Below are 15428 nucleotides of genomic sequence, written 5' to 3' on the forward strand. Positions count from 1 at the left end.
CCGCCCACCGACAGACCACCCCAGCCACACGGCATACGGACCCCAGTCACACGCCATACCGGATCGTGGAAAAGTTTTTCCGCTCAGCCTCTTTCCAACAGCCCCGCGGAGGAGTATGTTTGCGCGTCAAGTCAGCCCGTGACCTGTTCGCATGGATAACCAGGACGCGTGCTCCCTCCGACCGCACAACCATGCGACACCGGCGCCGTGGCGCCCGCCCCCACCCCGTCACGCCCCGCCAGCATCGTCCGAAGGAGCACGAAATGTCCCAACCCCCAGAGCACCCCAGGGGACCCGCCGACCCCAACTCGGCCACCCCCGACCAGCTCGACACCGGTACCCACGACACCGCCCGCACCGAGGTGGCTGCCGAGCAGGCCACCCACCGCGCCGGCCTCCCCCGCCCACACCACTACACCGACGGCGACGGCGAGCCCACGCCCGCCCCGCCCAAGAACGCCTTCGACAAGTTCTTCGGCATCTCCGCCAGCGGCTCCTCCATCCCGCTGGAGCTGCGGGCCGGTCTGACGACCTTCCTGACGATGAGTTACATCATCTTCGTCAACCCCAACGTCCTCGGCGCCGCGATCGACGTGGGTCCCACGACCTTCGTCCAGCTGCTCTCGGTCACCTGCATCTCGGCCATGGTCGGCACCCTGTTCATGGGCCTGATCGCGCGCTACCCGTTCGCGCAGGCGCCCGGCATGGGGCTCAACGCCTTCTTCTCCTACACCGTCGTGCTCGGCATGGGGGTGGCGTGGCAGACCGCGCTCGGTGCCGTCTTCATCTCCGGCATCCTCTTCGTCGTCCTGTCCGTGCTCGGTGTTCGCAAGGCGATCGTGCAGGGCATCCCGATGGGTCTGAAGCTGGCGATCACCGCCGGTATCGGTTGCTTCCTGGCGCTGCTCGGCCTGCGCTCGGCCGGCATCGTCGTCGCCAACGAGGCCACCCTGGTCGGCCTGGGCGACCTGACCGAGCCGGGCGCCTGGCTCGCCGTGATCGGTCTGATCGTCACCGCCGTGCTGCTGCAGCTGCGCGTCAAGGGCGCCATCCTGTGGGGCATCCTGTCCGCCTCGGTGCTGGCGATCGTGACCCGTGCCGCCGTCTACGTGAACCCGGCCGACGGCAGTCACGTCGCCTTCCAGGGCTTCCAGGACGGCATCATCGGCGCCCCGGTGTGGCCCTCTGACCTGGTAGGTCAGCTGGACATCATGGGTGCGCTGGGCCTGGGTCTGCTCAGCGTCGTCTTCACCTTCTTCTTCGTGGACTTCTTCGACGCGACCGGGACGCTGACGGGTCTGTCACAGCGGGCTGGTTACCTGGATGCCAAGGGCGACATGCCGCGGGCCAAGACGGTCTTCTCGATGGACGGTCTCGCGGCGATGTTCGGTGCCTTCATGGGGACCTCGACCACGACCGCCTATGTCGAGTCCGCGTCCGGTATCGAGGAGGGTGGCCGCACCGGCCTCACCGCCACCATGACCGGTCTGCTCTTCGGCGCGGCGCTCTTCCTGTGGCCGCTGGCCGGGGCGATCCCCGCCGCCGCGACCGCTCCCGCGCTGATCCTGGTCGGTGCGCTGATGATGGACGGCATCCGCCACATCGACTGGGACGAGGTCGCCGAGGGCGTGCCCGCGTTCCTGACGATCATCGTGATGCCGCTGACCTTCTCGATCGCCAACGGTGTGTCGATGGGGATCATCAGCTACTGCGCGATCAAGGTGCTCACCGGCCGCGCCCACAAGGTGCACTGGGTGCTCTACATCGTGGCGGCCCTGCTGCTGGCGAGGTACATCTTCCTTGGGGAGGGTTAGCCGGCCTCAGTTGATTGACCGAGGGAAAGTTCTCCTCGAGCGGGATACAAGACGCTCGAGGAGAACTTTCCCTCGGTCGGTTGGGGGTCAGGCCCGAGTCCCGTATGCCGCACCTCACCTCCGCGCGCGGGTTCGGCTGAGCGCCGGCCAGGGGGTCAGCGGTTGCGCAGCGTCACTAGGTGGCCGACGACCGGGACGACCCAGCCGGTCTCGCGGCGCATCCAGCGCACGGCCACGAGGTTGTTGGGCACGACGACGAAGTCGCCCGCGGTGACGGCGAGGTCGGTGCCGAAGACGTCGGTGACGATCTCCCAGGCCAGGTCGGTGTGCCGCGCGAGGTGCTCGCCGACGCCCATGGCGATCCGGTCCACGATCAGCCCGTGGTCGCCCTCGGGGCCATCGATCCAGCGGGCCAGCGCCCGGTCGTACCCGGCCCCGAGCGAGGCCAGGTCGTCGATGTCGACCCCGTCCTCCTCGAGCGCCGCGATGCCGGCGGCGATGCGTTCCCGCTCGGACTCGCCGATCCGCTGGATCTCGGGCTTCAGCGGCAGATCACCGACTGGCGCCTCCGGCTCAGGAAGCGTGTTGAGGCGCTCTGGGCGTGGTGCGTTGTCATCCTCGCCGCGGCTCAGGCTGCTGCGGACCTTGTCGAACAGACCCATCTGCTCAGGGTAGTGACGTTCGCGCGCGTGCGCGCGAGTCTGCCCGCTCCAGTGCCGCGCGAGGTGACGGGCCGGGGGAGGTGGGTGACGGCATACGGGACGGCACAGAGACGACCCAGTGCAGCAGTCATGGCCACGATCCCACTCGGGGACCGGCCACGACCGACGCACTGGGCCGTCCGTGTAGTGCGAGGTCGACCGATCAACCGGTCAGCGCACGCGCAGCGTCTCGCCAGCGATGATCAGGTCGATGTCCTCGATGTCGTTGAGCTCCACGAGGGTCTCGATGAGCACGTCGTGCTCCAGCGCCAGCTTGCTCAGCGTGTCGCCGCGCTCGATCACGATCTCGACGATGTCGTGGGCGGCGGCCTTCGGGGCGGCCTGCTGGGGCGCGGCCTGCTGCTGGGGCTGAGCCTGCCCCTGGGGCTGCTGCTGCGACTGCTGCGGCTGGGCCTGCTCCTGCGACTGCTGCGGCTGTGCCTGCTGCGGCGCCGGAGCGCTGCCGGAGCCGCCGTTGGAGGCGGTCAGGCCGGCGCGCACGGAGCAGGTCGGCCAGGCGCCCGGGCCCTGGCCGGCGAGCACGTTCTGGGCGATCGCGATCTGCTGGTCACGGCTGGCGAGGTCGGCGCGGGGGGCGTACTGCAGACCGCCGTAGCCCTCCCAGGTGCTCTGCACGAACTGGAGCCCACCGTAGAAGCCGTTGCCGGTGTTGATGCTCCAGTTGCCGCCGGACTCGCACTCGGCGACGCGGTCCCAGACGCTGCTGGCCTGGGCGGCGGGGGCGGTCATCAGACCGGCCACGGTCATGGCGCCCGCGGCGGCGACGACGGTCGCGAGCTGGCGGGGCGTACGGGCACGGTGCTTCATCTGTGAACCTCACGGTTGGGGACAGGGATTCCGGTCATCCGGCGGGCACCCTCTGAGAGGTGGGGCGCCGCGGGCCGCGACGGACCGGCTATCCACCGTGGGACCGAAGTCTGGACGTCGTTCTCAGACTCCGTCCCCGTATGCCGCCCCCCACCTCTCACCCGCCCCGCTGACCTGCGCAGACGGTCGGCTCCGGTGAGATGGCTCACAGGCCCTGGATTTTCAAACGTGCACAACGGGGGAGGTGAGGGAAGAACCGCAGGTGGGCGGCGGCATACGGGACGTTGTGCATGTTTGAAATCCCGGCCGCTGCGTGAGGTGTGCCGGAGCCGGAGCACAGCGCGCGTTCGGTGGCCCGCTTGGCCGACCCAGCGCGCGTCCGGTCAGTCCTCGGGGGTGCCGGAGCGGTCGCTCGGCCCCGCGCCTCCGCCCGGCCCCGCGCCTCCGCCCGGCCCCGCGCCGTCCCCCGGCCCGCCGGACTTCGCCCAGGCCCGCCGCTGCAGGACCCGGAAGATCCACGCCGTGGCGACGCGGCGGCCGGTGATGACGTACTCCAGGGCGGCGTCGTGGAAGAGCGTCTCCCGCACCACCTGCAGGTCCTGCTCCTTGCCCAGCAGCAGCAACGAGTCGCCCTCGCGCAGCTCCTTGTCCAAGGCAGGCGTGAAGATCCGTCGACCATCGCGCACCAGCACGATCGGGAAGGCCGCCAGCCGCGTCTCCCGCTCCTCCGGATCACGCAGCAGATCCCCGATAGTCACCACCCCGGCACGGTTCCACCGCACGAGCGCCGGGGCCTGCCGATAGTCCAGGTCCAGCCGCAGGCTCGCGGGCGTCTCGTCCCCGACCACCGCGACGATGTCGTCCATCACCTTGGCGTCCCACTCGTCATCCTGGTGGAGCACGTGGTCGATGAAGGACCAATAGTTCGGGGAGGTGATCCGCGCCACCGCCTCACGCGCCAACAACTCGGTCGGCACAAAGACCGAGTCGGCGTCGAAGGCCTGCAGCGGCGCCTCGTTCACCGCCGAGTTCTGCCGCACCGCGATGAACAGACCGTCGTTCTCGATCCGGGCATGCGCCGCCATCGCCAGGTTGGTGATGTCCGACTCCGCCCCCGCGATGAAACCCACCGCATCGCTCACATCCGGCCGACCGTCCGACGGGTCCACCAGCACCACGTCCAGCCCCGCGCTCTCCAGGTCCCGCGTCACCTCGAAGCCGAAGTCGCCGTCCGCGCACACCACCCAGTGCCCGTCCGCCAGGTCCTCCAGCTTGCTCGGCAGCTCACTACCCCGCGGGCTCATCAGCCACGACGCGAGCCGGAAGCCGGCCGGGCGACGCAGCGCCATCACGAGGAACGCGCCATACCGGTCGAAGGGGTTGATGATCACGTCCGCGGCGAAGTCGTGCATCTGCTGCGCGTGCTCCCGGTCGCTGCACCGCGCGATCACCATCAGCTCGGGCCGCAGCAGGTTGACGGTCATCACGATCGACAGATTCGTCTCGTCATCATCGGTCAGCGCCAGCACGGCCTCGCAGTTGTCGTGCCCGAGCCCCGCCAGCCCGAGCACCCGTGGATCCCGCCCGCTCGCGGCCAGCACCGGCACATCACTGGCATAACCGTCCAGCGCCAGCCGCTGCACCCGGTCGGGATTGCTGTCGAGCACGATGAAGTCGCGCCCCAGGTCTTCGAGCGCCCGGCAGACCGCCTCGCCCGCCTGGCCATAGCCGACCACGAGCACGAAGGGCGACTGCATCCGCCGCACCTTGCCGCTGAAGCGCTGCAGCGCGATCGCGTGCCGGAAGGTCTTCTCCTGGAAGATCGAGATCAGCACGGCGAGCGAGTAGGACCAGGCGATCACGCTCACGTAGATGGTCAGCGTGACCCACATCCGTTGCGGATAGGAGAAGGCGTGCGGGATCTCGCCGAAGCCGATCGTCAGCCCCGTATAGCTGATCACGTAGAAGGACTCGAAGACGCTGAGTCGCTCCGGGTGCGCCTCGCTCCCGGGCATCAGCGAGAGCCCGAAGGTCATCAGGCTGAAGACGCTGACGACCACCACGAGCGGGGTCCGGATCCGCCGCAGGACGAGGAAGACCGCGTCGGTCCCCATCGTCTTGCGCGGCACCTCGACCTGCAGCCGGCGCAGCGAGTCCGGCCGGGGACGCGCGGGCGTTCCCCTGTGCAGGAGCTGGAGGAGGTTCACCATTCCCGTATGCCGTGTGGCTTGCTCTCGCGCGTCCGCTCACCGCTCAGCGGCGCCGGTAGGAGACGGTCTCCACCACGAGCAGGACCACCGAGACGATGTTGGCGAGCAGGGCGCCGGCGGCGATCGAGACGACGCTGGCCATGTGCCCCTCGGTCAGGCCGCCCGGGTCGACGTGGCTGCTCCAGATCCAGACGAGAGCGGCGATGATCAGCTGGATGCTGGCGACGAGGCTGGTGGCCAGGTGTACGGCACCGATCTGCGTGCGGTCCCCGAACTTCAGGATCGTGGCGATGATGTTGACCGCCACCGCGGCGTAGAGCTCGTAGATGTTGTGCAGCGCCGGGTTCGACATGTCACCGATGACATAGCCGAAGTTGAGGGTCGCGGCCAGCAGCACGAAGAAGCCGAAGACCACCTTCTCGAGATTCACAGTGCCGACGATAGCCCTCAAGGTCTGTCGGTGCTCGTTCTTAGCATGGGCGTCGTGAACCTCAAGGATGCCGAACGGCTGGCGCGGGACCTGCTGGCCGAGCATGCGCTGTCGGGCTGGACGTTCCGCTTCGACCGGGCCAAGGTCCGGGCGGGGGCGTGCCATCACCGCACCCGAGAGATCACCCTGAGCCCGCACGTGACCGCCGCACACGATGAGGCGCAGGTTCGCGAGACGCTCCTGCACGAGATCGCGCACGCCTTGGTCGGCCCGCAGCACGGCCACGATTCCGTCTGGCGTGCCCGCGCCATCGCGATCGGCGCCACCGGTTCGCGGTGCTATGAGGCGGGCGAGACACCGGTGGTCCCGGGCCGCTGGCAGGGCAGCTGCCCCGCTGGTCACGTGGTGCACCGGCACCGCCGTCCGACCCGGGTGCTGGTGTGCACCCGATGCCCCGGCCGGAGTCGTGCGGACGTGCTGGGCAGGGTGATCAGCTGGACGTTCGACGGGGAGGAGGTGAGCGATGCCGATCTCGGACCGGCCGTGGCGCGGACCATGGCCCAGTTGCTGAGGAGTTCTGCGAAGATGACCCGGTGAGCACCCCGTCGCCGCAGACGCTGTCGTGGCCGGCGGCGCTGCCCTCTGCCGCCCGCACCCGTCTGGAGAACATCCTCGTCGGCCTGCCCGAGCACAGGCGGACCACCTTCGCGCTGCGCACGGCTCGGTGGTGGGACGACCTGCTCGAGGGCTTGGCGCCCTATCCCCAGCCCGCCGACGTCGCCGAGCGCGTGCTCGAACTGGCTGCTGCGGCATACCGGGACAGGGACGAGGAGCTGCACCTGCTGGACGAGCGGCGCTCGCTGGAGCCGGACTGGTTCCAGCGGCCCGGGGTGGTGGGCTATGCCGCGTACGCCGAGCGACTCGCGCCCGAGGGCAGCGGGCTGGCTGGCGTGGCCGACCGGGTGGATCACCTCAAGGATCTCGGGGTCACCTACCTGCACCTGATGCCGTTGCTGCGGCCGCGTCCGGCGCCGAACGACGGCGGCTACGCGGTGGCGGACTACCGGCAGGTGCGCGCCGACCTCGGCACGATGGCGGACCTGCGCGAGCTGGCGACCACGCTGCGCGGCGAGGGGATCAGCCTGTGCCTGGACCTCGTCCTCAACCACGTCGCGCGCGAGCACCCTTGGGCGGAGGCGGCGCGCGCGGGCGATGAGCACTACCGGCGCTACTTCCACGTCTACCCCGACCGGACCGTGCCGGATGCCTACGAGCGCACCCTGCCCGAGGTCTTCCCGGACTTCGCCCCCGGCAACTTCACCTGGGACGAGGAGCTGGAAGGGTGGGTCTGGACGACCTTCAACAGCTATCAGTGGGACCTGGCCTGGGAGAACCCGGACGTCTTCTGCGAGCTCGCCGACGTCATCCTGTTCCTCGCCAACCAGGGCGTCGAGGTGCTGCGGCTGGACGCGATCGCCTTCCTCTGGAAGCGGATGGGGACCGTCTGCCAGAACGAACCCGAGGTGCACCAGCTGACCCAGGCGCTGCGCGCGGTGGCCCGGATCGCGGCGCCGGCGGTGATCTTCAAGGCCGAGGCGATCGTCGGGCCGAACGAGGTCGTGCACTATCTGGGCCAAGGCCGGCACCACGGCAAGGTCTCCGATCTGGCCTATCACAACAGCCTCATGGTGCAGATCTGGTCGATGCTGGCCAGTCGCGACAGTCGGTTGTCGACGCACGCGCTCGGGCGGTTCCCCGCGGTGCCCTCGACGACCGCCTGGATCACGTATCTGCGCTGCCATGACGACATCGGGTGGGCGATCGATGATGCGGACGCCTCGGCGGTGATGGTGCAGGGGTGGCGGCACCGGCGATTCCTGTCCGAGTACTACTCGGGCGAGTTCGACGGCTCACCCGCCGAGGGCCTGGTCTTCCAGCACAACCCGGCGACCGACGACAAGCGGATCTCGGGGTCGGCGGCGAGCCTGGCGGGGTTGGGGTCGGCGCTCGCGGCGCTGGAGGCCGCTTTCGACGAGGTCGGGGTCGAGGAGGCGGCCGTGCTCGTGGACCGGGCGGTGGCGCGCGTCCTGCTCGGGTATGCCGTGATCCACGGCTTCGGCGGCATCCCGGTGATCTGGTCCGGGGACGAGATCGCCGCGCTCAACGACGACGCCTGGGCCGACACGCCTGAGCACGCGGACGACAACCGCTGGGCGCACCGGCCGCGGTTGGACTGGGGGCGGGTGCTGCAGGCGCGCGAGGATCCGGGCTCGGCGCCGGGACGGGTGCTGGCCGGGATGCGGCAGCTGGCGCACGTGCGGGCGGGGCTGCCGCACCTGCACGCGTCGGTGCCGGCGGAGGTCGTGGCCTCGCCGGACCCGGGGATCTTTGCGGTGCTGCGGCGGCATCCGGTCGGGCCGCTGCTGGGGCTCTACAACATCACCGAGACGCCGCGGCAGGTGCCGGCCTGGTGGCTGAGCGAGCTCGGCCTGGCGCCGGAGCAGACGATCGACGCGTTGAACGGCTATCCGCCAAACCTGGAAGCCGACGGGTCGATCTACCTGTCGACCTATCAGCCGGTCTGGCTCGTCCGCCCCTAACCCCCGACCGGACGCGCGGGGTGTCGCCCCAGAGGCCGACCGGACGCGCGGGGTGCCGCCCCAGAGGCCGACCGGACGCGCAGGATGTCGCCCCCGAGGCCCACCGGACGCGCGGGATGTCGCCCCCGAGGCCCACCGGACGCGCGGGATGTCGCCCCCGAGGCCCACCGGACGCGCAGGCGGTGTCCTCCGTGACCCCCGGGTGCGGGTCTGTCGGACCCCGGCCCTAGTGTTCGGGCGACAGGCGCTCCCGGTGAGGGGATCGCTCGGGGAGAGAACGACATACATGACCAAGATCGGACTGCTGCCGCGGATCGGCATCGCCATCGTGCTGGGCATCGTGCTCGGGCTGTCCGTGCCGGATTGGGTGACGCGGATCTTCGTCACCTTCAACGGGCTGTTCGGCAACTTCCTGAGCTTCATCATCCCGCTGCTCATCGTTGCGCTCATCACGCCGGCCATCTCCGAGCTCGGCGCTGGAGCGGGCAAGTGGCTGGGGATCACGGCGGCGATCGCGTACGGGTCCACGTTGTTCGGCGGCATGATGGCCTTCGCGGTCTGCATGGCGCTGTTCCCGCGGATGCTGCGACCGGGGAGTTTCGATGAGATCGCCAACCCCGAGGAAGCGCTGCTGACACCCTTCTTCACGGTGGAGATGCCGCCGATGTTCGGGGTGATGACCGCGCTGGTGCTCTCCTTCGTGATCGGGATCGGGCTGACGCTGATCAAGGGACACATCCTGCGCGGCGCGTTCGTCGATCTGCGCTCGATCATCGAGAAGGTCATCGCCGGCGTGATCATCCCGTTGCTGCCGCTCTACATCCTCGGCATCTTCATGAACATGACGGCCGTCGGGCAGGTGTGGGACGTGGTGACCACCTTCCTCGGCGTGATCCTGCTGGTCTTCGCGCTGACCGTGCTGATGCTGCTGATCCAGTACTCGGTCGCCGGAGCTCTGGCGCGCCGCAACCCGATCACCGCGCTGCGCACCATGCTGCCGGCCTACGCCACCGCGCTCGGGACCTCGTCGTCGGCGGCCACGATCCCGGTGACGTTGCGGCAGACGATCGCGATGGGGGTGCGCAAGCCGGTCGCCTCGTTCGTCATCCCGCTCTGCGCGACGATCCACCTGGCCGGGTCGACGATCAAGATCGTGAGCTTCTCGCTGGCGGTGATGTTCCTGAGCGGCAGCGAGATCAACGTGCCGGTCTTCATCGGCTTCATCTTCATGCTGGGGATCACCATGGTCGCGGCGCCGGGGGTGCCGGGAGGCGCGATCATGACCGCGGCCGGTCTGCTCACCTCGATGCTCGGCTTCACCGAGCCGCAGGTCGGGCTGATGATCGCGACCTATATCGCCATCGACTCCTTCGGCACGGCGACCAATGTCACCGGCGACGGCGCCATCGCGATGGCCGTGGACCGGTTGGCGGGCCATGACCTCGACGAAAAGGAACTCGACGCGGAGGGGCGCACGCACGCGGTCTGAGGACACGGCATACAGGACGGGGTTGCCCTTGGCATGCAGAAGGCGCCGAGCCCCCTGCGCCCGGCGCCTTCTCGCAGCCCGTACATGCAACAGACGCCTCCGTAGGGCCAGTCGTTGCACCGCTCGCCCTATCTGTGAGCAGGATCACAACCCTGTCCCGTATGCCGCAGCGCCCCCGTCCTGCCCCACGACAGGGCGTCGGAGGTCGCGGCTAGGGTGTGGCCATGAACCTCGTTGACCTCGTCGAGGCCCTCGACGCCGAGCTGCAGGACACCCCGAAGCACCCGCGCGGAGTGGTGGTCACCGGGGTCAGTCACCAGGCTGCGTGGGTGCGGCCGGGCTACGTCTTCGTGGCGATCAAGGGCGCGCGCTTCGACGGTCATGGGTTCATGGACGAGGCGATCGAGCGGGGTGCGGTCGCGGTCATCGGCGAGGGGCTGGCGTCGCGATCGGTGAGCGTGCCCTATCTGAAGGTGGACAGTGCGCGCGCGGCCCTGGCCGATGCGGCGACGGCGGTCCTCGGCCGACCCTCCGACGACCTGACAGTGCTGGGGGTGACCGGCACCGACGGCAAGACCACCACCAGCTGCCTTGCGCTGCACCTCCTGCGGCACGCGGGGCGGGCGACCGGGCTGCTGTCGACGATCGGCTATGAGCTGCCTGATGGGCGTCTGCGGCAGCCCCCCTCGCACTTCACCACGCCCGAAGCACCGCAGGTCCAGCAGATCCTGCGCGACATGCGGACCCACGAGGCGACCCATGCCGTGGTCGAGTCCTCCAGCCACGCGCTGGCGATGGACCGGGTGCGCGGGGTCGACTACGACATCGCGATCTGGACCAACCTGACCGGTGAGCACCTCGACTTCCACGGGTCGATGGAGCAGTACTTCGCCGACAAGGCCAAGCTGGTCCGCGCTGCCCGCCATGCCGTGCTCAACGTCGATGACCAGCCGTGGTTCGACCAACTCGTGCAGATCGCGGGTGAGGGTGAAGCGGGTCGGGGAGTGACGACATACAGCGCCGAGGGCGGGGACGCGGACTGGCGCGCGACCGAGGTCGAGGAGGGGCCGGACGGACTGAGCTTCACGGTGACCAGCCCGTTGGGGACGGCGCGCGCGGAGCTGCCGATGATCGGCCGGTTCAACGTGGCCAACGCACTCGCGGCGATGGCCGGGGTGGCGCAGACCGGCGTCGGGCTGGACGAGTTGATCGCCGGGCTGGACAGCTTCGGCGGCGTTGCCGGGCGGATGGAGATGGTGGAGCGCGAGGAGGGTGATCCGCGGGTGATCGTGGACTTCGCGCACACGGCCCCCAGCCTGGAGAAGGCCTTGGACACCGTGCGCGTCACGACCGAAGGTGAGCTGTGGGTGGTGCTCGGCTCGGCCGGTGGGCCGCGTGACCCCTCCAAGCGGGCCCCGCTCGGTGAGGTCGCGACGCGGGTTGCTGACCACGCCGTCTTCACCGAAGAGGATCACCGCACCACGCCACTCCAGGACATCCTGGACGAGATGGAGCGGGGCGCTCGCGAGGGTGGCCGCGACAACTTCATCTCGATCGGTGACCGGACCGAGGCCATTCGCTATGCCGTCCGCCAGGCTGGCCCCTCCGACACCGTGGTGCTCGCAGGCAAGGGTCCGGAGGAAACGCTCGAGCGCGGCGACACCCTCATTCCCTGGGTCGAGATCGACGTCGCCCGCGAGGCCCTCCGCCTGCGCCGCGCCGACCAGTAGTTCCTTCCACCCTTCCCTTCTTCGACCGAACGCGTGCTGTGTCGCCGATCCCTCCCACCGAACGCGCGCTGTGTCGCCGATCCGGCCAACCGAACGCGTGCTGTGTCGCCGATCCGGCCCACCGAACGCGAGAGCCGTGTGCCTCATCCCAGGTTGACCGGAAGCCCGTGCTCTCAAACATGCACAACGACGCGTTCGCGGATAAAGCTGCAGGTCAGCACTCTTCAAGCATCCGTTGTGCACGTTTGAAAGGCGAGGCGCTCGAGAGCAGGGAGCAAGGTGGTGGATCTGGGGTCCCATAGCGACCCATATCCACGGGGGTCGCGAGGCGGCGATTGCCCGCGCGTTCGGTGGGCCGTTTTCGGAGCGCCGCGCGCGTTCGGTGGGCCGTTTCCCGAGCACAGCGCACGTCCGGTGGCCGGTTTCCCGAGCACAGCGGACGTCCGGTCGAAAAGGGGGGACTACTCGCCGAAGGCGGCCAGCACCTCGGCACGGCTCACGTCCGCGACCGACCCGGTCGCCCAGCGCGGCTCGCGGTCCTTGTCGACCACCTGCGCGCGCACGCCCTCAACGAAGTCCGGATGACCCGCGAACGCCCGCCCGAGCACCAGGTCCTGCTCCAGCACCTCATGCACATCCATCGACGCTGCCCGCCGCAACGCCTCCAAGGTCACCGCCACCGAGTGCGGCGACCGGGCCGCGATCGCGCGCCCCGCCTCCTGCGCCTCGACCTCGGGCCGCGCCAGCAACCGCTCCACGATGATCGCCGCATCAGGACCGGCATAACACTCATCGATCCATCCCCGCTGCGCCGCCAGCCACGAGTCACCCTCCTCCTCGGCCACCCGCGACACCCCGGGCGCACTCAGCACGGCCCCAGCCGCCAACTCCGGCTCAGCGCGCAGCGCAGCCACCAACGCATCCCGCGACCCCGACGACACCAGCACGTCAGCCATCCCCAGCACCACCGCGTCCGCCCCCGACACCGGCAGCCCGGTCAACGCCACGTGCGTCCCCAGCTCCCCCGGCGCATCGGCCAGGAACCACAGCCCGCCCACGTCCGGGAAGAACCCGATGATCGTCTCCGGCATCGCCAGCTTCGTCCGCTCGGTCACCACCCGCAGAGACCCGTGCGCCGACACCCCGACCCCGCCGCCCATGACGATCCCGTCCATCCACGCGACATACGGCTTCGGGTAGTCCGCGATCAACCCGTTCACGGCGTACTCGGTCGACCAGAACTCTTCCGCCGCCGACAGCCGCCCGGCCAGCGCGTCCTCCCGCAGCGCCCGCACGTCACCCCCGGCGCACAGCCCGCGATCGCCCGCCCCGTCGATCAGCACCGCGTCGATCTCGTCGTCGCCCGCCCACGCGGTCAGCTGCGCGCGCAGCGAAGCGACGCTCGCCTGGTCCAGCGCGTTGATCGCCTGGGGTCGGTTGAGCCGCACCCTGCCCAGGGTGCCGTCTACGGCATACCGGACCTCGTCCCCGTGCCCCTCCGCGGGCGCCCACTCCAGCTGGTCCTCACTCATGCTCAGCCAGCCTAGTCGCGCACGTAGACTCGCCCGCATGGGTAAGGCATCTCGCAAGAAGCGCACCTCCGAGCCGAAGGCGCAGCGCGCGCCGTACGTGGGGCGTCCGTTCGAGGGCCTCGCGCACGAGAGCGACTGGGTCGCGATGCGCGAGATCCTCCCGGCGGCCACCGCGCCGGTCACCGTCGTCGTCCCCGAGGAGACCGAGGTCGACGGCCGCCCGGTCCCAGCGGGCGAGCACGAGATCACGCTGGCGAGCGTGCTGCCGGGCGCGATCCCCGCGCTCAAGCGCGACAACGGTGACGTGCTCGCCGGTATGCAGTCGCGCACCACGAGCGGCGATGCGTCCCGAGACATCGCCAAGGCCGTGCTCACCGCGCTCGCGGCCGAGCCGGGCAGCTCGGTGAACTCCGTGCGCCCCGCGACCGCGGACACCCCCCGCCTGCAGGACCTGCTCGCCGACGGCCAGGACCTCGAGGTCACCGTGCACGAGGACTTCGGTTTCTGGCTGGGCGAGGAGGCGACCGAGGAGCAGAAGGCCGCCCTGGAGCAGATGAACGACTCCGCCGTCCCGATGGCGCGGGTCGAGGGGGCGCCGTCCGCGTACTGGTGCCACATGACCGGTCGCTCCTACATCCGCTGGATCCTGGGCGAGGACGAGGACACCGCGACCCGGGCGATGGCGCGCCTGCAGGCGGCCGGCGAGCACACGCTGGGCGAGGGGACCGAGCTGCTCGGCGCCTTCCGCGCGGCGGGTCTGCTCGTGCCGGTGATCGAGGTTGACGCGGATGCGGAGGCGAGTACCTTCGCCGACGCGCTGGGCGAGCTGCAGGGGCGCTACGAGAAGGCGCTGACCGTGGACGAGCCCCTCACCGTGGACGAGCGCCGGGCCCGCGACGGCCTGGTCTCCCGCCAGGTCACCCTGCGCTGACCGAGTCCAGAGGTATGCCGTGAACGTGCAGGTCGGGCAGGTGGTCACCGGGGTGGTGGCCGTGGTGCCCGCCAAGGACGAGGAGGAGCGCGTCGGGCGCACTATCGCTGCGCTGCAACGGATCCCCTCGGTGATGCAGATCGTCCTGGTCGACGATGGGTCATCGGATCAGACCGCGGCTGTGGTCGAGTGGACCGGTGGCGTCGACGTGGTGCGTCACGAGCGCAATCGTGGCAAGGCCGCGGCGATGGAGAGCGGTGTGCGGCGGGCGCGTCAGCTTGCGCCGGGAGCGCCGGTGCTCTTTGCCGATGCCGACCTGGAGGACTCCGCTGAGGCGCTGGGCGTGATCGTCGAGCCCGTGCTGGCCGCTGAGGCCGACCTGGCGATCGGGGTGCTGCCGCCGCAGGACACGCCCGGTGGTGGGTTCGGGATCGTGGTGCGCACAGCGCGCGAAGGGATCATTCGGCTGACCGGGTGGGCGCCGCAGCAGCCGTTGTCGGGGCAGCGGTGTCTGTCCCCAGCGGCGTTGGAGGCGGCCTTGCCGTTCGCGCCCGGGTGGGGCGTGGAGGTCGGGATGACCGTCGATGTGCTGCGGGCCGGGCTCGTCGTGGTCGAGGTGCCGTGCGAGTTGCGACACCGCGTGACCGGTCGGGACCTGTCCTCGCAGGTGCACCGCGCCCGACAGCTGGCGGATGTGACGCGGGTACTGGCCGATCGGTCGGGGCTCTCGGACAAGGTCCGCGAAGGTGGCATCGCCGGTGGCCGGGCCGTGCGTTCGGGCGCCGTGGCGGCGGCTCGCCTCGCCCGTCCGGTCCTGGGCACAGTGGCACAACGCGGTGGCCCGTTGGTCGGCAAGACTGTTCGTACGCTCCGGGGCAATGGCGCGAGCGCTGACGCTGGCACGCAGACCAGCGGCGGTCAGGAGCGCCGGCATCAGGAGCGCCGCGGTCAGGGGCGCCAGCACGGGTCCGTCCGGGACCTCCGGGGCGGCCGCTGGCACGACCTCTGAGCCACCCTTCGCTCAGCGCCGCCAGGATCGGCAGCTGGACCAGCCCGTAGCCCAGCTTTCTCCACGCCGCGCGGCGGCCTCACCGCTCCCACCACCTCGCCCGGCGTGTCCTGCACTGTTCCGATCTGGTGTTGCGTGTCGGGTGCTGGGGCGC

General features: G+C 70.1%; 12 protein-coding genes. 7 read left to right on the plus strand and 5 right to left on the minus strand.

Annotated features, from left to right (window positions below):
* The first annotated feature begins 263 nt into the window (after positions 1 to 263).
* On the plus strand, positions 264 to 1814 hold the full coding sequence (locus ACQBAT_RS00935) for an NCS2 family permease (RefSeq protein WP_420746344.1): 1551 nt from the start codon (positions 264 to 266) through the stop codon (positions 1812 to 1814).
* 155 nt (positions 1815 to 1969) lie between these two features.
* On the opposite strand, the gene ACQBAT_RS00940 is transcribed toward ACQBAT_RS00935, so the two are convergent.
* The 4 genes from ACQBAT_RS00940 to ACQBAT_RS00955 all read right to left on the minus strand — a co-directional run bounded on the left by ACQBAT_RS00940 (position 1970) and on the right by ACQBAT_RS00955 (position 5983).
* The gene (locus ACQBAT_RS00940; RefSeq protein ID WP_420746345.1) at positions 1970 to 2476 is read right to left on the minus strand and encodes a hypothetical protein; all 507 of its coding nucleotides are present in this window, start codon (positions 2474 to 2476) and stop codon (positions 1970 to 1972) included.
* Between the two features lie 210 nt (positions 2477 to 2686).
* Positions 2687 to 3343: a transglycosylase family protein gene (locus tag ACQBAT_RS00945; protein WP_420746346.1), complete on the minus strand. Its 657-nt coding sequence runs from the start codon at positions 3341 to 3343 to the stop codon at positions 2687 to 2689.
* A gap of 383 nt (positions 3344 to 3726) precedes the next feature.
* Entirely contained in the window at positions 3727 to 5553 is a 1827-nt protein-coding gene (locus ACQBAT_RS00950) for an NAD-binding protein (protein WP_420746347.1), read from the minus strand.
* A gap of 43 nt (positions 5554 to 5596) precedes the next feature.
* Positions 5597 to 5983 carry a DUF6394 family protein gene (locus ACQBAT_RS00955; RefSeq protein ID WP_420746348.1) on the minus strand — a complete coding sequence of 129 codons (387 nt, stop codon included), beginning with the start codon at positions 5981 to 5983 and terminating at the stop codon, positions 5597 to 5599.
* 30 nt (positions 5984 to 6013) lie between these two features.
* Here ACQBAT_RS00955 and ACQBAT_RS00960 point away from each other — a divergent pair, with 30 nt between their 5' ends.
* From ACQBAT_RS00960 to ACQBAT_RS00975, 4 genes are all read left to right on the plus strand, one after another.
* Positions 6014 to 6580, plus strand: coding sequence for a SprT-like domain-containing protein (locus ACQBAT_RS00960; protein WP_420746349.1), 567 nt, complete (start codon positions 6014 to 6016; stop codon positions 6578 to 6580).
* Positions 6577 to 8583, plus strand: a complete 2007-nt coding sequence (locus tag ACQBAT_RS00965; RefSeq protein WP_420746350.1) for an alpha-amylase family protein — start codon at positions 6577 to 6579, stop codon at positions 8581 to 8583. Before ACQBAT_RS00960 ends, ACQBAT_RS00965 begins: the two co-directional genes overlap by 4 nt.
* Positions 8584 to 8869: 286 nt before the next feature.
* Entirely contained in the window at positions 8870 to 10072 is a 1203-nt protein-coding gene (locus ACQBAT_RS00970; RefSeq protein ID WP_420746351.1) for a dicarboxylate/amino acid:cation symporter, read from the plus strand.
* A 224-nt stretch (positions 10073 to 10296) separates the two neighbouring features.
* Positions 10297 to 11802, plus strand: coding sequence for a UDP-N-acetylmuramoyl-L-alanyl-D-glutamate--2,6-diaminopimelate ligase (locus ACQBAT_RS00975; RefSeq protein WP_420746352.1), 1506 nt, complete (start codon positions 10297 to 10299; stop codon positions 11800 to 11802).
* A gap of 461 nt (positions 11803 to 12263) precedes the next feature.
* Here the strand turns inward: ACQBAT_RS00975 and ACQBAT_RS00980 are convergent, their stop codons facing one another.
* The gene (locus tag ACQBAT_RS00980) at positions 12264 to 13334 is read right to left on the minus strand and encodes a 3-hydroxyisobutyryl-CoA hydrolase (protein WP_420746353.1); all 1071 of its coding nucleotides are present in this window, start codon (positions 13332 to 13334) and stop codon (positions 12264 to 12266) included.
* A gap of 37 nt (positions 13335 to 13371) precedes the next feature.
* Between ACQBAT_RS00980 and ACQBAT_RS00985 the strand changes: the two genes are divergently transcribed.
* Together ACQBAT_RS00985 and ACQBAT_RS00990 are read left to right on the plus strand one after the other, a co-directional pair.
* Positions 13372 to 14265, plus strand: coding sequence for a DUF5926 family protein (locus ACQBAT_RS00985; protein ID WP_420746354.1), 894 nt, complete (start codon positions 13372 to 13374; stop codon positions 14263 to 14265).
* Positions 14266 to 14284: 19 nt separating this feature from the next.
* Positions 14285 to 15274 (plus strand): glycosyltransferase family 2 protein, encoded by a 990-nt coding sequence (locus ACQBAT_RS00990; RefSeq protein WP_420746355.1) that lies wholly within the window; start codon positions 14285 to 14287, stop codon positions 15272 to 15274.
* The last annotated feature ends 154 nt before the right edge of the window (positions 15275 to 15428 follow it).

This window comes from Ornithinimicrobium pulveris (assembly GCF_050261105.1).
In the GTDB taxonomy this organism is placed as follows: domain Bacteria; phylum Actinomycetota; class Actinomycetes; order Actinomycetales; family Dermatophilaceae; genus Ornithinicoccus.